The sequence below is a fragment of the Pseudomonas thivervalensis genome (assembly GCF_001269655.1).
In the GTDB taxonomy this organism is placed as follows: Bacteria; Pseudomonadota; Gammaproteobacteria; order Pseudomonadales; family Pseudomonadaceae; genus Aquipseudomonas; species Aquipseudomonas thivervalensis.
The window spans coordinates 535,891-554,841 of the sequence record NZ_LHVE01000020.1; the positions used below are offsets into that span (position 1 = coordinate 535,891).

Below are 18,951 nucleotides of genomic sequence, written 5' to 3' on the forward strand. Positions count from 1 at the left end.
TGGTTCAGTTCCTGATGGCCCAGAAATTCAGTTCAAGCTCGGCGAAATCACCGCTGACATGGAATGCAAAACCTGCGGAGCGCCTCAGTTGCGCCAGGTCCTCGGCATTGGGCTCGAGAATGAAATAGGTTTTGTTGGCATGGAACGCAATCTGCCGCGGGGCCACGGGCAACGGCCTGATCTTGATGCCGGGCAGATGCAGGTTGACCAACTGGCGGATGCGCTCCACCGAACCGACCTTGAGGTGCGCCGGCAATCGATGACGCAGTTCTTCGCCGTCACAGTTGGCACTCGCCGCCAGTACGAATGAAGCGGTGTCCAGCAGTGACAGATCCTGCACTGGCGAGACGAGGATCCCGTATTGGCGCGGCTGCAGTGGCAGCTCGATAGCGTGTTGTTCGAGCACCCTCGACAGGACCTGACGGATCGCTTGCATCAGGCTTCGAAAACAGGTGCCTTGATCGCTGTGCTGGTAGCGGTTGTCGAGCGGTGGGCGCTTGCTATCGCTGGAGAACGTTGCCAGATCACCCAGCAGGGCTAGCAGCGTTCGGTACAACGTTTCGGGGTGCACTTGCTCCAGGTCCAGGTAATGACGCAGCAACAGTTCGCTGCGGTTGATCAGCTGCAGCATCATGAAATCGCCGACTTGCGCACCACCGACCTTACCATTGGAACGGATCCGTTCGGCCAAGGTGTCGCCCCGATGGGCAAGCATGCCGATGATCTCCTTGAGACACGACAGCAAATAATGGGAGGAGCGCGCCTGGATGAAAGTCGGGACAAAGTTCGGATCGAGCCTGATGATGCCATCGGCCGTGGTATCGAGCACCTCACAGAGCTTGAGCTTCACGAACGCAGGGCCACCCTGTTGCTCGCCCAATAGCAGCCTCAGGTCCGGACGGCCACAACTGATTTGGCTTGCGCCAGCATCTGCGGCATTGGAGTCGGTCACCTGCGCGTCGTAGATGGTGTAGCGCGCCAGCACCTCAGACTGCTCCGGACGACGGGATTCGATGTGATTGCCTGTCACCAATGGCAGGGCCAGGTAGATCGATGTATTGCTGGTATTGGACGGTACTTCCAGCGCCAGCGGCTCGGCGTTGCTACCCAGTTCGAACAGACTGCCGTCCGGCAGGACACCGCTGGCCTGACTGACCACCAGTTGCCCCATGTTGAGAAATTGCAGATCGATTTCCAACGCCAGAAATCCCCAGGCGTAACTGGCCAGCAACCGGGTACGCATCTTCAACTGGTGGTCGAAGTAGCGATCGTTGTGTTGCAAATGTTGTGGGCGCAGCAGCATGCCTTCCTGCCAGATGACCTTATCGTGATTCATCGGTCATCCACCTTGGCCAGTCGCTCGAGCGTGTTGACGATCCCATCACCGTCGAGGGTCAGGTTCACTTCGGTCAACTGCGTTGCAGCCACCGGCAGCGTGTAGCGCCAGCGTGTGTGTGGCAGGTCGCGGTACGCCGCCAGTACGCCTACATAACGGCCATCCCCGCTGATGCCGAGCTTGAGCTCGACGGTTTCGCCCGGGCGCAATTCCAGCTCTTCGCTGGCAACAAGATCAGGGGTCAGTGTTTCCCTCTCGCGCTCATAAAGGCTGAAGAAATCTGCATTTTCAAAAGCCACCGGATGCTTGAGCTCGAACAACCGCACCACCACCGGCGATGGCCGTCCATTGAGGTCAGGGTTGAGTTGATCACTGGCCGTCAGGGTGAGATTGAGCTTGGTCATCGTCGAAAAGGGCGACAAGGTGGTGCAACCGATCAACAGCAGGGTCATGGCTAGCGCCGTCAGAAACTTGGATAAGTGCATCGTGCAGTGCGACATAGGTGTCATCCGTGGTGGTCGACTTGCAGGCTGGCGATCAGGCGAACTTGCTCTTCATAGGTCTGGGCCTGGCGCAGTTCGCTTTTCAACCCCGCGCGAATACGCAGGCTCTGTTGCAAACCCTGAATGCTTTGCTTGAGCAGCAGCGCGGCGTTAATCGCCAAGGCTTCGCGAGCCTCGCCATCCAGGCTTCGGAGATCCATGCCCAGAGCAGTGCCGAAGCGAGCCCAAAAAGCTTCAAGTCTGTGATCAACAGCGCCGGTTGACGGAACGGGGGCAGGTGCTGGCTCCGCGGGCGCTTCGACCAGCTCCGGCAACAGCAGGCTTTCCATGTCGATACGCGCATAATCTGGCCGCCCAAGGCCGTCCGACGGCATGGCAGTGGGGTTTATCAGCTCATCGATGTCCAGCGAGGCCCGCTCGCGCTGGTCCAGCGCCTTCAGCGGGTCGAGTTCCAGAAACGCGTCGTCCGGAATGAGACTGTCGACTGGCATCGGACGACTCGCTTCGGCAAGGCCGCCCGCCGGCGTGGAGACCAGCCGTGCAAGTAACTCGAAATCGCCCATGAGGTAGGCGTTTCCGTCCTGTATCCGTACCGGCTCGCCCTTGGGCAGGCGCACGCCGCTTTCGCGATGGGTCGTACCGTTACCGCTGGTGTCTGTCAGGAAAAAAGCGCCGTCACGGAAGCTGACCTGCGCGTGACGCTTGGACATCAGGCGCTCGCGGTCAGGGATGACCCAGTGACAGTCTTCGCCCCGCCCGATCATGCCACCGGCCGGCCCGAAGGTTTTTTGGCACCGCCGTGATGGGACGAACTGGTGAGCGTTGCGTATTTCAAAAACAAGTTCCATCTATCAAAGGCTCCTTGTGGTCACTTGCCGCGATTGACCGCCTGTGGATCACCCAGAGGGCGATAGCCACTGTCGTTGAATTTGTAATTGGCGCTACAACCGCCCAGGGCGAATGACACGAGCATCGCCAACAGGACGGCTCGCCAGGAAAAGTCAGGCATCGAAAAGTCTCCAGGAATGGAAGGCCGGGCGGGACCGGCTACGAGTAGGGCAAGGACGGGATCAATCATTGAAGTCACCGCGCTGAACATTCAGGCGCGCGAGGCGATAGATCAGCGTGCGCAGCGGCAGGCCGAGTTCGCGCGCGGCCCGCGTCTTGTTGCCCGAATTCTCGCGCAGGCAGTCGATCAGAAGGCCACGTTCGATCTGCTCCATCCGCTCACGCAGGTTCAGGCGGTCGTGCCCGGAAGGAGGCTCGATGTGCAGCGCAAAGTGTTTGACGAGCAATTCGCCGCTCTCGCACAGCAGCACAGCCCTTTCCACGATGCTCTTGAGTTCACGGACGTTGCCCGGGAAGGCATACGCCGCCAGGTGATCGAGCACCGCGTCTGACCAACGCACCGGATCACGCTGCAAGAGCGTGCAGGCCTTGTCGGCAAAATGCCGCGCCAGTTCGATGATGTCGCCGTCGCGCTGACGCAACGCCGGTAATTGGATCGGGAATTGTGCGAGGCGGTAATACAGGTCTTCGCGGAACTTGCCCTCCTCCATTAATTGCTTCAGGTCGCGGTGAGTGGCGGCAACGATGCGGACATCCACGTGATGAGTGTCGTTGGACCCCAATGGACGAATTTCGCCCTCCTGCAACACTCGGAGCAACTTGGCTTGCAGGGACAACGGCATGTCGCCAATTTCATCGAGCAACAGCGTGCCGCCGTCAGCCGCGTCGAACAGCCCGGCACGGTCTCGATCGGCACCGGTGAACGCGCCCCTGCGATAGCCGAAAAGCTCACTCTCCAGCAAGTTCTCAGGGACCGCAGCACAGTTCTGCACGATAAACGCCTTGGATCGACGCGGGCCGTGGTCATGGAGGGCCCGGGCCACCACCTCTTTGCCAGTACCGGTCTCGCCCCGCAGTAAAACGGTATAGGGGGTGTGCAACACTTTACTGAGCAGGGAGCAAGCCTTGCGCATGGCCGCGCTCTTGCCGATCAGGCCGTAGCTGATACCACTCGGCAGGCTTGAGCCCGCGGGGTCGTCGACAGGACGGGACAGGCGTTGCAGCAGGTGCATCTGGCCAAGAGCAAAGGCTCCGAGATGCCTCAGGGATTCAGCGACGCCGTGCAGGTCCAAGTGCTGATCGCTGGCGCATAACAACAGGCCCCCGACGCTACCCTGCGGGTCGACCACGGGAACACACAGCAGCGACTGCCAGGGGGTCGCCCGGGGCGGCAGGAAACGGGTTTCATGCACACTGTCGCTCAACGTGCCGAGGCACACCACACGGTTCTGGCGCAGGGAGAATTGCAGCAATTGCTCGGTGTGGTAATCGGGAGGCAGGCTTTGCGGATCACGAAACTGCAACTGGCCTTCCAGGCATTCGGTGTTCATTTCCAGCCGCGTACCGGTGGCATCAAGCAAGTACAACTGCGCCAGCTCACAGCCGCTGAGCCGCGCTACTCCCTGGATGAACGTCCCTACCAGCTCAGCGCCGTCCGCCAACCGTGCAAGATTGGAAAACTGCGCCAAGAGTGCCTCGGCGTAGTCCAGCGGCTGCAAGAGCGTCTTGAACATGGCGCCCACCTCAGGAGAACTCACACGCCACGCTGGCATCACCGTCCAGTACAGCGTGTACATGCCTCAGCGGTTCGCCGCCGGCCATGGCCGCGAGCAAGCGGTCGGTAACCAACGGCATGAGGTGCAAGTCGAGCAGTTGGTCAATCAGCCGTGCGCCACGGTCATTGCGACTGCAGCGCTCGACCAGGTGGTTCACCAGGCGCTCGCAATAACTGAAGCCCAATTGGCGACGACGTAGCCGCTCGCCCAGGCGGCCGAGTTTGATCTCCACCAGCTCACGCAACACCGGCCCGCTGACCGGGTAATACGGCACCACGCACATGCGGGCCAGCAGCGCTGGCTTGAAGTAGTCGCTGAGGATCGGGCGAATGGCCTCTTCGAGGCGTTCGGCACTCGGTTGTGCCCCGTTTTCGCACAGCTCTTCGATACGCTCACTGCCCAGGTTCGACGTCATCAGGATCAGGGTGTTGCGAAAATCGATTTCCCGCCCTTCCCCATCATTGGCCAGGCCTTTGTCGAAGATCTGGTAGAACAGGTTCAATACATCCGGGTCGGCTTTTTCGACCTCATCGAGCAACACCACGCTGTAGGGCTTTTGCCGCACGGCTTCGGTGAGCATGCCCCCCTCGCCAAAACCGACGTAGCCCGGCGGTGCGCCAATCAGCCGGGAAACGGTATGTTTCTCCTGGAATTCCGCCATGTTGAGCGTGGTAATAAACCGCTCGCCGCCATACAGCAGGTCCGCCAAGGCATGCGCCGTTTCAGTCTTGCCGACGCCACTGGGCCCTACCAGCAAAAACACACCTACCGGGGCGTCGGGTTTGTTCAAACCTGCGGCTGCAGCGCGCATCACGCGATCAAGTGCCTGCACGGCCGACGCCTGGCCGCGAATGCGCGCCCCAAGGTTCGTCGCGAAACTGGCGACTTGCAGATTGTGCTCTCGCGCCAGTTGCGCCAGCGGCACGCCAGTCCAGGCGTTGATCACTTCAGCTACCAGTCGCGGGCAAACTTCGAAGCTGACCAGGCGCTCCTGGGTTTGCGCCGTCACCAGCGTATCGTGTGTTTCACGCACCGCCGCTTCCAGGGCGTCCACGCTGAGGGCTCGGTCCACCTCACTTACCCGGGCTCGGGCCAATTGCTGGCGCAGCGACAGCAAACGCTCCGCAAGGATACGTTGCTCGGTCCAATGAATTTCCAGTGTTTGGTACTGGTCTTCGATGTCCTGCAGACGTACCTCCAGGGCCTCCAGTGCCTGAAGATCGATCGATAGACCGGCCTGTACATCACGACGCAGCGCCTGGCGTTGGCGCTCGCCCTCCGCCAGCTCTCCACGCAGTCGCTCCAGGCTTTGCGGAGCAGCAGCCAGGCTGATGCGCACACGAGCGCAGGCGGTGTCGAGCACGTCCACGGCCTTGTCCGGTAGCTGACGACCGGTCAGGTAGCGTGCCGACAATTGCGCCGCCGCGACGACCGCATCATCACGCAGGTAAATGCCGTGACTGTCCTCATAGACCCGGGCCAGGCCACGCAGGATGGTCACCGCTTCGCTGACGGTCGGCTCGTGCAATTGCACCGGTTGGAAACGACGGGCCAGTGCCGGATCTTTCTCGAAGTATTTCTTGTACTCGGTCCAAGTTGTGGCCGCAATCGTACGCAGCTCACCCCGGGCCAAGGCCGGCTTGAGCAGGTTGGCTGCATCGGCGCCCCCGGCATTGTTACCCGCGCCAATCATGGTGTGGGCCTCGTCGATGAACAGGATGATGGGTGTTGGCGAAGCCTTGACCTCGTCGATCACGCCCCTGAGACGACGCTCGAATTCACCTTTTATGCTGGCGCCGGCTTGCAGCAGTCCCATGTCCAGTGAAAGCAATTCAACGCCTTGAAGCACTGGCGGGACCTCCCCGGCGGCGATGCGCAGCGCCAGACCCTCGACAATGGCGGTCTTGCCTACCCCGGCTTCACCGACAACGATCGGATTGTTTTTTCGGCGACGAACAAGGACATCGATCATCTGCCTGATTTCGCCGTCGCGACAAAGCACCGGGTCGAGTTGACCTTCGCGGGCCTGCCGGGTCAGATCATGGGTAAAGCGCGCCAGCAGGGAGTCGCCGGATGTGGCGGGCTGGTCGATAACCGGTTGGGTCTGTTGCGACAAGGCGAATTCTTTCAACCGATCGACGTTCAGCCGGGTAAGCAGCGCCAGATAAGCACTCCCTGCGTAGCGAAGCGGGTTGCGCAGCAACGCCAGGATCAACGCAGCCTGCCCGACCTGGCTGTGGCCGAGTTCGAGATTGGCAACCAACAGTCCATCCTGAAACCATTGCACCAACTCCGGGGCGAATACCGGATTGCGCGAAGCGCTGTGCCCCATCCGTGGTTGCAGGGCCGCGCTCAACTCGCCGGCACTTACCTGGGCATCCTGCAAGGCGCGCACGAGCAGACCCTGGGGACGCTCCAACAAGCCCAGCAACAGATCTTCCACCAGAACTTTGTCCGCGCCACGGGCGACGCATTGCTCGGCCGAGTGCTCCAGGTCGCTTCTGGTTTCGGCGTCCAGCGCCTGGATCAGTTGCTGAAGGTCTACGTTGATCATGTCGTCCATTCCTAATGAATTTTGCCGCCAAGGGTCACCACGCCATCGGCGCGCTCGTGTCTCAGCCAACTGGTCCATCCCAGGCGGCAGGTGTTCTGTTCGCCTATGCACAGCTCACGAATTTCCTGCTCGCGCAGGACCAGGCGAATGTCATATTCGAGGGGATCACGCAGGGTGAATCGCACCAGCGAGCACAACGGCTGGTAACCGCTTCCGATGGGCAGGAATTCGTGAAAACGCTGCCAGTCCAGCTCGCCGATATGGATCCGGAATTTGCCACTGCGGTCGCGCACCCGCTCGCCGAGCATCAGGTCCTGGCTGAGCAGGCTGTTGGCACTGCCCAGGCGATTGCGTTGCTCGTCAAGAATGTCCACGCGCCGCTCGATGCACTGTTCGAGGTTCAGTTCGGCGTGCTTGAAGTAATAACGCAGTACGGCTTCGATCAGCGCCGCCGAATGGGCACGCAGACTCAGCAAGCCCAGGTACGGCAGCAGGCGCTTCCAGTTCAGTTGGCTGGCCTTGCGAATCTCCTCGCCCCCCAGACCGATCAACGCGTACAACTGCTCGGAAAACGGGTCTCGCGCACCGCTCTGAAAACTTGCGCAGTAACGGTACTTGCGCCATATCGGCAGCATCAGCCGTTGGAGACGATGGTGAAAAATGTCGAGGAAGTCCCGGGTCGGGTTACCGTTTTCCTCTCCCAATGCCTGTTCGCCATAGAACGCCGGTAACGGCGATCCTGCACCGACCAGGCTGACCAGGTTCAAGCGCAGACGCGCCCGAACCTGGCCGTGTTCTTCGAAAAACTCCACGCGATCGATATCGCTGGCCGGGAAACCCAGGCTTGGGTTGGCCTGGAACTCCAACCGGTCGTACAACGCGTCATCGTCCAGGCCAGGATGGACCTCGCGCAGCCGGTCAATGACCAGCAACACCGCCTGAAACAATGAATACTCACGTATTCCTTGCGTCAGCACGCTTATAGCAGCGGCTGTTGGCCCATGCGGGGTGTCCATTGGTACACCTCTCCTTGTGTGCTGTTCACTCGCAGCTCGTGATACGAATTGAGGCTGGCATAGAGCGCGAAAAACTCGTTGAGGACCGAGGCAAAGACGAACAAGTCGCCCTCGCCGATATAGCCCTGCGGGTCGATGGTCAGTTCGGTACGCAAGCCACGCACCGGCAAGCCCCGGTGCAGCCGATCGATAGGCTGGTGCCGGATCGACTTGAGCCCATCCAACAAACGCTTGCTGACTTTTCCTACCTGCTCGTCGTGGTAACGCGGGAAATCGTAGGTTTCGAGAATCACCTTGAGCGCATTGACGTCTGCCAACGACAGGTAATTGAGTGACATGTTGCTGATCAGCTTCCAGAGGAAGTCGCGATTGAGTGGCGGTGCGAAGCTTGGCGTGACCGGACCGATGTTGCGAAAACTCAGCGCCTCAGGGCTCTTTTCACCGGGTTGATCGATGTCCCCTGGCTTGAGCTGGCGTGGCAGGTTCTGGTTGGTGCACATCAATTCGATCGACAGCGTTTCATGAGGATGAGCATGCCGGACACCAAAGCCCAGACAGGTGTCCAGACCACCGTGCAGCAAGGAAGGCCGCTGGCGAACGCTGTAATAGGGACGACTGTGGGGCACATCGAAGCTTGCATCGTGCTCGAAGGATTCGAACGGTACATAGGCCTGATAACCAAGCCCACCGGGGTTCCAGCCAGTGACGCTTTCGACTGAAAACACGCCGCAGTGCTCCTGGTCATAATCGGCCGGCAGCAGCAGGTACTCATCCTGCTTGCTGTCGAGGCGGATTGGCTGGGCGTCGTGCTTGAACAAATTGACGATCGGGGTGCAGTACAGCTTTATGTTATCCAGGGTCGGGCGCATCCGCTGGATACCACTTTTGCCAATATCGAAACGCAATTCCAGGCCACACATCCGCTCGATACTGCCGCGCGGCAAGGCGTTGATCACGTCCAGGCCATTGATGTCGACGAACAGGAACTTGTCCTGGAAAGCGAAATATTCCTGCAGGTAGCGATAGCCACGAAAGGTATTCAGCGGATAAGGGATCAACGCCTCTTCTTCGGCAAACCCTACTGGCAGGACACAGTCAGCGGGGAGCCGGAGCGTCGCCGGGCTGCCATCTGCCGCCCGCAGGGCCTCGCCGGAGACGTCCAGCGGGATCAGCTCGATACCTTCAAGGTTGCGTAACAGGCTGAGATAGAGCATCTGGCTGATGTAGCGCTCGCCAGTCAGATGCAGACGCAGACGGCTCAGTTGCAGCTCGCCCAAATGACCGTCGCAACGCATCTGCAGATGCAAGCTCAACAACGACCCTTCCCCTTTCACCGAATAACTCAACCGGACCAGATCGAGCGCCAGCACATCGGTGGGGTAACACGTGCGGAATTGGCAACGCACCTGCTGGACAGGCTTGCTTTCGACCGGCGTGTCGCGCTCGACCCGCAGCGCGGGACCGGATCGCTGCAGCGGATCGAACTGCAAAATGCCGAAGGCTGGCAATGGCCGCGTGTAGTTCGGCCACAACAGTTGCATCAACGAATGACTCAGCTCCGGCAATTGGTCATCGAGCTTCTGGCGCAATCGCCCGGTCAGGAAGGCAAAACCCTCCAGTAGCCGCTCTACGTCCGGGTCCCGTCCGGCCTGCCCGAGGAAGGGCGCCAACGCCGGGTTACGCTCGGCGAAACGGCGGCCCAGCTGGCGGAGCGCCGTCAGCTCGCTCTGGTAGTAATGATTGAACGACATCAATGGCTATCCTTGTCTGACCTTGACCTGACCGCTGCCGTCCAGGCGCGCGGAAAAACTGACCTGCCGCTTGACCCCCTCCACATCCAGCAACGCATCGATGCTGAAGGCCAGGCGAAGCTGATCGGCGTTACTCAGCATTGAAACGACACGGACATTGCGCAAGCGTGGCTCATAGACCTTGATGAAGGTCTCGATCGCCTTGCGGGCCTGGCTCCCCGCGTCGTGCAGGCTTAAGCGCATGTCATTGAGGACCGGCAGCCCGTAATCCGACAGTGTCTGAACGCTACCTGCCCGGGTGCTGAGCATTCTCGCCAGGTGCGCAGCCACGGATGCGACGACGCACGCCTCGCGGCTCAAATCCGCGCGTTTTCCAGAATCACCGGCCAGGCGCTCGAAAAGGCTGCCGTAAGTCATCGGTGCTTACGCCTTGTCCAGTTTGCCAACCAATGACAGTGTGAAATCGGCGCCCATGTACTTGAAGTGAGGCCGAACGTTGAGGCCAACGCGGTACCAGCCCGGCTCCCCTTCCACATCACTGACCACGATCTTCGCTGCACGCAGCGGCCGGCGGCCACGGACTTCGGCGCTCGGGTTCTCCTGGTCGGCCACGTATTGGCGGATCCAGTTATTGAGCTCACGCTCCAGGTCCGTGCGCTCCTTCCAGGAGCCCAATTGCTCCCGTTGCAGAACCTTCAGGTAATGAGCCAGGCGATTGACGATCATCATGTACGGCAACTGGGTGCCAAGCTTGTAGTTGAGCTCTGCATGCTTGTCCTCGACGCTGTTACCGAAGAACTTCGCTTTCTGCACCGAGCTGGCGGAAAAGAACGCGGCATTGTCACTGCCTTTACGCATGGTCAGGGAGATGAAGCCCTCCTCGGCCAGCTCGTATTCGCGACGGTCGGACACCAGCACTTCGGTCGGAATCTTGGTTTCGATTTCGCCCATGCTTTGGAAGTGGTGTAAGGGCAAATCTTCAACCGCACCACCGCTTTGGGGACCGACGATGTTCGGGCACCAGCGAAACCTGGCGAAGCTGTCGGTCAGCCTCGTACCAAACGCGTACGCCGTGTTACCCCACAAATAATGCTCATGGCTGTTGGCAACGGTTTCCTTGTACACGAACGACTTGACCGGGTTCTCCTGCGGGTCGTATGGATTGCGCAACAGGAAGCGCGGTACGGTCAGGCCGAAATAGCGGGCGTCTTCCGATTGACGGAAGCTCTGCCACTTGGCGAATTGCGGGCCCTCGAAATGGTCTTTCAGGTCCTTGAGGTCCGGCAGCCCGGTGAAGCTCTCCAGGCCAAAGAACTTCGGACCTGCCGCGGCGATGAAGGGCGCATGGGACATACAGGCGACACTGGACACGTACTGCATCAATTTCACGTCCGGCGAGCTTGGGGACATGAAGTAGTTGGCGATGACCGCCCCCACCGGCTGTCCACCGAACTGGCCGTACTCAGCGGTGTAGATGTGCTTGTATAGGCCCGACTGCATGACCTCGGGCGAATCCTCGAAGTCGTCCAGTAAGTCATCCTTGGACACATTGAGCATTTCTATCTTGATGTTTTCGCGAAAGTCGGTGCGGTCTACCAACAGCTGCAAACCGCGCCATGCCGACTCCAATGCCTGGAACTGCGGATGATGAAGGACCTCGTCCACCTGGCGACTGAGCTTGGCATCGATTTCGGCGATCATGCGGTCGACCATGGCTTTCTTGACCGGCTCGCCGCTGTTCTGCGGCTTGAGCAGTTCCTCGATGAATGCAGACACACCTCGCCTGGCAATGTCATAGGCCTCATCGTCCGGGGTCAGGCGGGTCTGGGCGATGATGCTATCGAGAATGCTGTAATCAGCGTCGTCCCGGCTCTGCTGCGGTACTGCATGGGTATTCATGTTTCGGCTTCCTTGGCTGAAAGAATCAAGCGCTCTTCGCTGTGGTGTCCAGGCCCAACTCACTCAATACGCGACGGCGTGAATCGTCATGGGCGAGTACGCTTTCGATGGCTTTGCGAAACGCCGGGGCGTTGCCCAATGGCCCTTTGAGCGCGACCAATGCGTCGCGCAGCGCCATCAGTTTGCTGAGCTCCGGTACTTGCTCGACCAGGCTCGCCGGGTTGAAGTCCTTCATCGAATTCAAGCGCAGCTGTAAAGCCAACTCCTCAGTGCCGCTCTCTGCCTGGAGACGATTCGGTACGCTCAGGGTCAGGCTCAGCTCTTGCTTGGCCAACACTTCGTCAAAGGTCATCTTGTCGATGCCAATCGGCTTGCGATCCTCGATCTTGCGTTCGTCCTTGCGGTGGGTGTAATCACCGATCGCCAACAGTTTCAACGGCAGTTCAATTTCTTCCTGAGCGCCACCAGTGGCGGGCTTGAAGGTGACGTTGATGCGTTCCTTGGGGGCGACCGAGCCTTCTTTGGCCATGACTTTCTCCTAACAGTTGGGCCCGGAGGCCTATTCAATGACCCGTTCCAGGTCGAGGTGACACAACCTGCGATAGGTCTCTTCCTTGCACTCACGTACAGAGTGGTTCTGTGGCAACAACTCGCAACAACTGTGCAACAGGTGCAGCACCTGCACCTCCAGGGCGGGCTCCCAGGTATTGAGGCCCGCATGGCACAGCGTCTGATCGAGCGCCTCCAGCTGGACTTTGGTGAGTTCATATTTCTTGGCCGAGAAGCACAGGCGAGCCATCGCGAACCGCCAGAGAAATCGCTCGCGTGCCCCAAAGGCGCTTTGCAGGCCGTGCCTGAGCATCTGAACAGCAGGCTTCAGACCTTCCTTGCGCAAGCTTGCCTGGGCCTCTTCCAGCGCCCGCTCCCAGGGGGCATGGTTATCGGCAACATCGACCGAGGGCGCCGTGCCAGGCCTTTGCAGGCGAGGCATGACCTGGGCAGCGATCCATCCCCGGGTGGCCGGATCGGCGAACGGCGTACCGTCATGCCAGCGCAATTCGACAATGCCCGGCAGGCGCTGGATAAATAATGCGAAAGGGACTTCCACTTCACACATGGCAAGCTCCGCGTTCAGCCCTTGCAGACATTCCCAGGCAAGCCGCTGGCCATCAAACCAGAACGGTGCTGTCGCCAGGCTGGCCTCGATCTCCACAAGCAGGTCTGCGTAGTCGCCCTGTTGGAGACGGTCCTGATAGACCTTGAGCTTGTCCGCCGGCAGGCCACGCAACTGGGTGACCTGCTCGGCGTTGCGCTCGGGCAACACATCGATGGCCAACCAGAGCATGGTGCGATTCAGGCGCAGGGCACGAACGTCAGTCGCTTTCTGTTTGAGCCACCAGTTGCATAACGGACGGGCGCCTTCCTGCTGGGCACGCAGGGCCTTGTGAGCTTCTTTTTCGTTTTCGAGCGGAGCACCGGGCGTGAGCAACTGGGTCGCGACTTGCTTGACCTGAGCCACGACCGTCCCAATGGCACCAGGCTGCGGCCGGCTCTCGGTGGCCCGCTGGATCATGGTGTTGAGACGCCGACACAGCGGTAGCAGTAGAGGCGCATCATCACCCAAGTGAGCGGTGCAAGCAGCATCGAGGCCTTCCAGTTGTTCCGCCAGATGACGGAACATCGGCAACTGCTCCTTGATCGCAATGTCATCGCCGAGCGCTTGCTCCAGGCGAGGTACCAGCCAATTGACGCTGGCGGCACGGGTTCGGATTTTGGTCGGATGAACTTCAAGCCAATGGTGCTTGCATAAGTGCAGCAACAGTCCCAGCCCGGCCAGCAGCCCCTGGAACGATTCACGCTGATACAACGCCCAAACCAACCAGGCCGCTACCCGGAGGTCCTTCGACTGGGTGCGCAACAGCGCTTCACTTGCTTCAAGGACCTTTAGCCAGTCGACCTGGCCACTTTCGTGCATCGACTGGGCTTTGCCCAGCTCACTTTCCAGCGCTTCGTATTCATTTGAAAAACGCACGTCCGCCCCCGAGAAAAACTCCTTGGACACGGGCGTTTTAGCGAGCGCCAGATAATAGGCGGACAGTTTTTCGGAGTACGACATTCACGACCCTGCTATGACAATTCGGTTTGTGGCATGGGTTGTTTGGATGACTTGGTTATTCAAGGTAAATATTCAACTTCACTCGTAGGAAGTTTCGCCAAATATAATCCCGGCACCCTTCCTAAGCCCGCGCTGCTTCCTTACCAGCGAACGCCGCGAAGAATGCCAAGATTTTCAGCATAAAAAAGTAGGAGCTTTCCTTTTTTCAAAGAAACAAATCCAAATTACGCCCCACTGAAATTTCCGACATCTGAGCGACATTGGACAACCTTGAAATCCGCTCTTCAAGCAACGGCAAATCGCTTCAAATTATTTCATTCGCAACCTGCCCTCCCAGCGAGGAAAGGTCCTACAGCCTTTTCTTTTTTTACCGGTGCCTACGTGCTCGCCCATCCCGGCTGCTTCAATGTGAAAAGGAGTCAAAGCCACAGCCCAAGGACGTTCCCATGCCACACACCCTTGATTTGCCCAGCTTCTGCCTAACCATTACGGATTTCGAACATGACCTTCAAGTCGCGGCCTTCGAAGGTTGCGAAGCCATGAGCACACCTTATTCGTTCGACATTGAACTCGTCAGCGAACATGCGAATATGGACTTGGAACACTTATTAAACAGACAGGCCTTTCTATCATTCGATAAACAGGGAAGCGGTGTTCATGGTCTGATTTATCGTGTTGCACAAGGCGACTCAGACCAGCGTTTGACTTATTACCAAATACGCTTAGTGCCACGACTGGCTTATTTGGAACACCGCATCAACCAGCGTATTTTCCAACACGCCAGTGTGCCGCAAATCATCACTCTGATTTTCAAGGAACACGGCATTCTCACTGACGCTCACCGTTTCCAACTAAGTGCACATTATCCGCCCCGAGATTACTGCGTGCAGTACGGCGAATCCGACTTGCACTTCGTTGAGCGCCTGTGTCACGAAGAAGGCCTGCATTATCACTTCCAGCACAGTCGTTCGGGTCATCAGTTGGTATTGGGAGATGACCAGACCGTATTTCCCCGACTCAAACACCGCACTGTCTATAAACACGACAGCGGCCTGGTTTACGACGAACCGGTTATTCATCGGTTTGGCCTGCGACTGGAGACCCGGACCAGCCGCGTCACACGCCGTGATTATGATTTCAAGAAGTCGGCATTCCTGTTGGAAAGCACCTGCCAGCCTGGCTTTGAAAAATTCCGGCCTGACTTGGAAGCCTATGAATATCCGGGAGACTTTACCCAAGAGAAACGCGGCAAGTTATTGAGCCGGCGAGCCCTGGAACGCCATCGCGCCGACTACTGCCAAGCCGAAGGAGAGAGCGATCAACCGGCACTGACGACGGGGCATTTCCTGACATTGAGTGAACACCCTCGCCAGGAATGGAACGACTTATGGCTCCTGACCGAGGTGCATCACGAAGGCAAACAGCCGCAAGTGCTTGAGGAAATAGCCCCCAGCGACACGCGCAGGCATGAAGCCTCCTTCAACCAGGGCTATCGCAATCGCTTCGTTGCTACACCTTGGGAGGCGAGCTTCCGTTCGCAACGGATGTATAAGAAACCACGTGTATCGGGGAGTCAGACAGCAATCGTCACCGGCCCTCAGGGTGAAGATATCCACTGCGACCCGTATGGCCGGGTAAAGGTCAGGTTTTTCTGGGATCGCGCGGGGCTCTTCGACGACGGTAGCAGTTGTTGGTTGCGAGTCGCCTCCAACTGGGCGGGCAACCAATACGGCGGTGTCACGGTCCCAAGGGTGGGCATGGAGGTGTTGGTGACCTTCATCGAGGGCGATCCCGACAAGCCCTTGATCAGCGGATGCCTGACCAATAGCGCCAATGCCTTGCCTTAGCCGTGCGCGGCACCCAACAACTCGCCGACTTCCTCCGCGACGCCGACGCACGCCAAGTGCCGTTTGAAGAAGGTGTCGGCCAGGTGCATCGAGGGTTCTATGGCGCTGCCAAAAAAACCGCCGCCTTCGTGACGAACTATCTGGACCGGTTCTATGCCGGGCAAAAACTGCTGATCTGCGGCCACAGCCTGGGTGGTGCGGTGGCATTGCTGCTCGCAGAAATGCTGCGGCGCAGACCGGAAGGCTACACACTCCAGCTCTACACCTACGGTGCACCTCGCGCCGCTGATGCCACCTTCATAAAAAATGCCGAAGCCCTGGTGCATTATCGAATGGTCAACCACAACGACCCGATACCCAGCGTGCCCGGTAGTTGGATGAATACCAAGGGAGGCGTTTATGGCACAGGGTTGGCCCTTGCATTCGCCAACGTACCGGTCGGGCTTTCCGTGTTCGTCGCGGGCATCACCCGCTGGACGGGCGAACCGTATGAACACCACGGCACCTTGCGGCATTTCCTGCCGGTGGAATTCGATCGCAAGGAGCGCTCTTCCATCCTGTGGATGCCCCGTTGCGACACCATCACCCAACACGCCGCCTGCGAGGTGGCCCTCAAGCATAAACATGGCCTGCCGGACCGTCCGGCATTACTGGCCCAACTCGTCCAGACCGGCAATCACTTCATGGTTCCCAGCTACATTCCTGCTTGCTGGGCGACTTTGCGGCGTTGGCAGGAAGCACAAATCAGCGGAAGCACGCTAGTGACAGAGCGCGAATATGATGGGATCGACAAAGCACTGGCCCGGATTACCCAGCAGTTGCGTGATGAAGAGCGTCGCCTGGCGGGACGGGGCGCGCCCAATGGACGTAGCGAAAACGCCATCAACATTGCGCTCATCCGTGAGGTCGACAAGCTGCACAGCACGCGCGCGCGCCTGGCCACGTTGCGCACTGCGTCGGTGAGCGGAAAAGACGTCTATGGGAGCTTGTCGGAACAACCTGAGCAATTGGCAAAAAGCCTGGCCCGTTGGCAGGCACATCCGGAAAACAGAGTGGCCGAGCCATTGGCGATGGCGCCGTCCAAGGATGACGACAGTGAGTTGATCCGTGGTGCCCACGGGTATGCCATCGGTAAACCGTTCACGCTGGATCTTGATTCCATTGTCTGATCGGCGCAGTTGCCAATACAGCGGCCGATCCGAAGCATCGGACCGGCCGAGCGGGAGGAAGCGAAAATGGCCGGACTCAGGTTGTTCAATTACCTTGAAACTGGGCATGACCGCAGGAGCAACATTGATTGACTCAGATTGTTCATTACTATGACCTACGTACTGGAACGTATCTCTACACTCACGAAACACTGCAAGGCTGCTTGCCCCATGACTAAAACTGTTCGCTTGCCAAAGCCCAAGCGTGACTTGTTGCTACTGCACATCGAGCTGAAGTGGATGACTCCAACGATTTGGCGTCGGTTCGCAGTGCCTGAAAACATTACCCTGGGCAGGTTGCATCAGGTGATCCAGATCGTGATGGGTTGGGGCGATTACCATCTGCATGAATTTAAAATTGCCGGTGAGAATTACGGCGTGCCCGATCCTGATGGCTGGGGACCGCCGGTGAATCCGGAAGCTCGTAAAACCTTGATCAAGGCACTGAACGGAAAGCGAACATTCAATTATCTCTATGACTTTGGTGATGACTGGCATCACCGTATCAAGGTCGAAAAAACCTTACCTGCTGCTACCTACCCTCAAGTGCCGTACTGCATCGAGGGCGCCAATGCTTGCCCGCCGGAAGACGTGGGTGGAGTTCCGGGTTACGAAGTGTTTTTAGAGGCCATGGCTAACTCTGAACATCCCGAGCATGACGCTATGGTGGAATGGTACGGGGAGATCTTTGACCCGACGCTCTTTGATTGCGAAGGCGTAAACCAATGGTTTAAACAACTCAAGGTCTGAGTTTCAAACCGGTGTAGTTCGGACCTTTACCCTTCAGATTGGGTATGTAACGTGCTGCCGCCATCGCGAGCAAGCTCGCTCCCACAGGGGATTGGCGGTGTATGCCCGCTCTATGATCACCTCGGGATGGTCAACGACACTCAACCTGTGGCGAGGGAGCTTGCTCCCGCTGGGCTGCGCAGCAGCCCCAAAAAAGCCGACGCATTCCTACAGAAAAACCGCTGCACTACCGAGCAAGAGCAAGCCTCCTCGCCCCGAATCCTGGGCATTACGAAGGCTTGTTTATTCACCCTGCGCAACGCTTCCACCAAGCTACGAATCCTTGCGCCATTGCCTACAACTAGGCCAGAATCCGCCCGCTTGTGCGCCTTGCCCATGGGTTCTATCGTTTCCCTGCCACTGCTCATCAGTGGTCGGGTTTAGTAGCCCGGTAATGACAACGGTTGCATGAGTCTCATCAGTCAGGCATCGCCTGCACTCGATGGCGGCTGTGCGCATGGCGCCTTCAGGCGCGCCGGGTTTCCGTTGTCCTTTACCGGTCTACTAACTTGCGCACAGCTGCCACCCCTTCGTTTAGTAGCGAGATGGTTGCGGCCTACTAACAAAGGAAACGTAAAAATGTTCAAGATAACTCCGAACCCTCCAGAAACTGACTCAACGTCTACCCATTCCGGTCGCAAAAACAAAAAGCACGACGAAACCGCCAAACGCGTCTTGGATCACTACCTGTTACCCAAACCGGAAAAACCTGAAGATGCATCCAAACCGGACCAACTCTTCACCGTGTCAAAAAACGCCGACAACGAATGCCTGCTCGCCAACCTAAGCGAAAACCTGGCATCCGCCGACGCGATGATCAGCAACCTCGCCTTCGACCTGGAAGGCCCCCGCCGCCACATCGCCCTCGGCATTCAGCAATTGATCGAGATGAGTTCATTGCTGGCGAACCGAGTGCTGGATAACGTCGACCCGCGCTAACCGCGACACCACCCACCTGTGGCGAGGGGATTTATCCCCGCTGGGTGGCGAAGCCGCCCCAAAACAAGCTGACGCTTTTCTCCGGAAATACCGCGTCGGCCGGTTTGCGACGGCTGCGCCGCCGAGCGGGAGCAAGCTCCCTCGCCACGGATCGCATAAACCTCAGACCGAGGAAAGGGCGGATTTAGATGTGTATGTATTGCAGCCTTCGCGAGCAAGCTCCCACAGGGGATTGGCAATGGGTACCCGCTCTGAGAAGCTCAGCCTGAATATTTTAGGGGGTGTACGGTGAGTCAAGAAGAATGCGCAATACTGGTTCGAATGAAGATTTTCTTGGCGCGCTGAAAAAAGCTCCGATCTGCGTAATAG

At 58.6% G+C, this 18,951-nt stretch carries 15 protein-coding genes and 1 pseudogene; 4 read left to right on the forward strand and 12 right to left on the reverse strand.

What is annotated here, in order from left to right; genetic code table 11:
* Positions 1-4: 4 nt before the first annotated feature.
* From tssK to tssA, 12 genes are all read right to left on the reverse strand, one after another.
* Positions 5-1,336, reverse strand: coding sequence for a type VI secretion system baseplate subunit TssK (gene tssK, locus AD659_RS27405; protein WP_053126647.1), 1,332 nt, complete (start codon positions 1,334-1,336; stop codon positions 5-7).
* Complete coding sequence (tssJ, locus tag AD659_RS27410) at positions 1,333-1,836, reverse strand: type VI secretion system lipoprotein TssJ (RefSeq protein ID WP_053126649.1); 504 nt, start codon at positions 1,834-1,836, stop codon at positions 1,333-1,335. Before tssJ ends, tssK begins: the two co-directional genes overlap by 4 nt.
* Positions 1,837-1,841: 5 nt before the next feature.
* Entirely contained in the window at positions 1,842-2,687 is an 846-nt protein-coding gene (gene tagH, locus AD659_RS27415) for a type VI secretion system-associated FHA domain protein TagH (protein WP_053126651.1), read from the reverse strand.
* Positions 2,688-2,707: 20 nt separating this feature from the next.
* Positions 2,708-2,848, reverse strand: coding sequence for a hypothetical protein (locus tag AD659_RS27420; RefSeq protein ID WP_053126653.1), 141 nt, complete (start codon positions 2,846-2,848; stop codon positions 2,708-2,710).
* 61 nt (positions 2,849-2,909) lie between these two features.
* Positions 2,910-4,421: a sigma-54 interaction domain-containing protein gene (locus tag AD659_RS27425; RefSeq protein ID WP_053126655.1), complete on the reverse strand. Its 1,512-nt coding sequence runs from the start codon at positions 4,419-4,421 to the stop codon at positions 2,910-2,912.
* Positions 4,422-4,431: 10 nt separating this feature from the next.
* Positions 4,432-7,017, reverse strand: a complete 2,586-nt coding sequence (gene tssH / locus AD659_RS27430; RefSeq protein WP_053127126.1) for a type VI secretion system ATPase TssH — start codon at positions 7,015-7,017, stop codon at positions 4,432-4,434.
* 11 nt (positions 7,018-7,028) lie between these two features.
* On the reverse strand, positions 7,029-8,033 hold the full coding sequence (tssG, locus tag AD659_RS27435) for a type VI secretion system baseplate subunit TssG (RefSeq protein WP_053126657.1): 1,005 nt from the start codon (positions 8,031-8,033) through the stop codon (positions 7,029-7,031).
* Positions 7,997-9,784 carry a type VI secretion system baseplate subunit TssF gene (gene tssF, locus AD659_RS27440; RefSeq protein WP_053126659.1) on the reverse strand — a complete coding sequence of 596 codons (1,788 nt, stop codon included), beginning with the start codon at positions 9,782-9,784 and terminating at the stop codon, positions 7,997-7,999. The genes tssG and tssF overlap by 37 nt, the downstream gene beginning before the upstream one ends.
* A 6-nt stretch (positions 9,785-9,790) precedes the next feature.
* Positions 9,791-10,201, reverse strand: coding sequence for a type VI secretion system baseplate subunit TssE (gene tssE / locus AD659_RS27445; protein WP_053126661.1), 411 nt, complete (start codon positions 10,199-10,201; stop codon positions 9,791-9,793).
* Positions 10,202-10,207: 6 nt separating this feature from the next.
* The gene (gene tssC, locus AD659_RS27450) at positions 10,208-11,683 is read right to left on the reverse strand and encodes a type VI secretion system contractile sheath large subunit (RefSeq protein WP_053126662.1); all 1,476 of its coding nucleotides are present in this window, start codon (positions 11,681-11,683) and stop codon (positions 10,208-10,210) included.
* A 25-nt stretch (positions 11,684-11,708) separates the two neighbouring features.
* Positions 11,709-12,212 (reverse strand): type VI secretion system contractile sheath small subunit, encoded by a 504-nt coding sequence (tssB, locus tag AD659_RS27455; RefSeq protein ID WP_053126665.1) that lies wholly within the window; start codon positions 12,210-12,212, stop codon positions 11,709-11,711.
* A gap of 30 nt (positions 12,213-12,242) precedes the next feature.
* Positions 12,243-13,799: a type VI secretion system protein TssA gene (tssA, locus tag AD659_RS27460; protein ID WP_053126666.1), complete on the reverse strand. Its 1,557-nt coding sequence runs from the start codon at positions 13,797-13,799 to the stop codon at positions 12,243-12,245.
* A 446-nt stretch (positions 13,800-14,245) separates the two neighbouring features.
* Between tssA and tssI the strand changes: the two are divergent.
* From tssI to AD659_RS27480, 4 genes and pseudogenes are all read left to right on the forward strand, one after another.
* Positions 14,246-15,643, forward strand: a pseudogene (gene tssI, locus AD659_RS27465) (type VI secretion system tip protein TssI/VgrG); the annotation flags it as partial.
* 5 nt (positions 15,644-15,648) lie between these two features.
* Positions 15,649-16,815, forward strand: coding sequence for a lipase family protein (locus AD659_RS27470; RefSeq protein WP_331716617.1), 1,167 nt, complete (start codon positions 15,649-15,651; stop codon positions 16,813-16,815).
* A gap of 210 nt (positions 16,816-17,025) precedes the next feature.
* The gene (locus tag AD659_RS27475) at positions 17,026-17,604 is read left to right on the forward strand and encodes a plasmid pRiA4b ORF-3 family protein (RefSeq protein WP_053127127.1); all 579 of its coding nucleotides are present in this window, start codon (positions 17,026-17,028) and stop codon (positions 17,602-17,604) included.
* A 618-nt stretch (positions 17,605-18,222) separates the two neighbouring features.
* Positions 18,223-18,582: a DUF6124 family protein gene (locus AD659_RS27480; RefSeq protein ID WP_053126668.1), complete on the forward strand. Its 360-nt coding sequence runs from the start codon at positions 18,223-18,225 to the stop codon at positions 18,580-18,582.
* The last annotated feature ends 369 nt before the right edge of the window (positions 18,583-18,951 follow it).

Excerpts from the sequence above, each read along its gene's own strand:
- AD659_RS27475 (WP_053127127.1), top strand. The coding sequence starts at position 17,026 with ATGACTAAAACTGTTCGCTTGCCAAAGCCCAAGCGTGACTTGTTGCTA.
- tssF (WP_053126659.1), bottom strand. The coding sequence starts at position 9,784 with ATGTCGTTCAATCATTACTACCAGAGCGAGCTGACGGCGCTCCGCCAG.
- AD659_RS27480 (WP_053126668.1), top strand. The coding sequence starts at position 18,223 with ATGTTCAAGATAACTCCGAACCCTCCAGAAACTGACTCAACGTCTACC.
- AD659_RS27425 (WP_053126655.1), bottom strand. The coding sequence starts at position 4,421 with ATGTTCAAGACGCTCTTGCAGCCGCTGGACTACGCCGAGGCACTCTTG.
- tssA (WP_053126666.1), bottom strand. The coding sequence starts at position 13,799 with ATGTCGTACTCCGAAAAACTGTCCGCCTATTATCTGGCGCTCGCTAAA.
- tagH (WP_053126651.1), bottom strand. The coding sequence starts at position 2,687 with ATGGAACTTGTTTTTGAAATACGCAACGCTCACCAGTTCGTCCCATCA.
- tssJ (WP_053126649.1), bottom strand. The coding sequence starts at position 1,836 with ATGTCGCACTGCACGATGCACTTATCCAAGTTTCTGACGGCGCTAGCC.
- AD659_RS27420 (WP_053126653.1), bottom strand. The coding sequence starts at position 2,848 with ATGCCTGACTTTTCCTGGCGAGCCGTCCTGTTGGCGATGCTCGTGTCA.
- tssG (WP_053126657.1), bottom strand. The coding sequence starts at position 8,033 with ATGGACACCCCGCATGGGCCAACAGCCGCTGCTATAAGCGTGCTGACG.
- tssH (WP_053127126.1), bottom strand. The coding sequence starts at position 7,017 with ATGATCAACGTAGACCTTCAGCAACTGATCCAGGCGCTGGACGCCGAA.
- tssE (WP_053126661.1), bottom strand. The coding sequence starts at position 10,201 with ATGACTTACGGCAGCCTTTTCGAGCGCCTGGCCGGTGATTCTGGAAAA.
- tssK (WP_053126647.1), bottom strand. The coding sequence starts at position 1,336 with ATGAATCACGATAAGGTCATCTGGCAGGAAGGCATGCTGCTGCGCCCA.
- tssC (WP_053126662.1), bottom strand. The coding sequence starts at position 11,683 with ATGAATACCCATGCAGTACCGCAGCAGAGCCGGGACGACGCTGATTAC.
- tssB (WP_053126665.1), bottom strand. The coding sequence starts at position 12,212 with ATGGCCAAAGAAGGCTCGGTCGCCCCCAAGGAACGCATCAACGTCACC.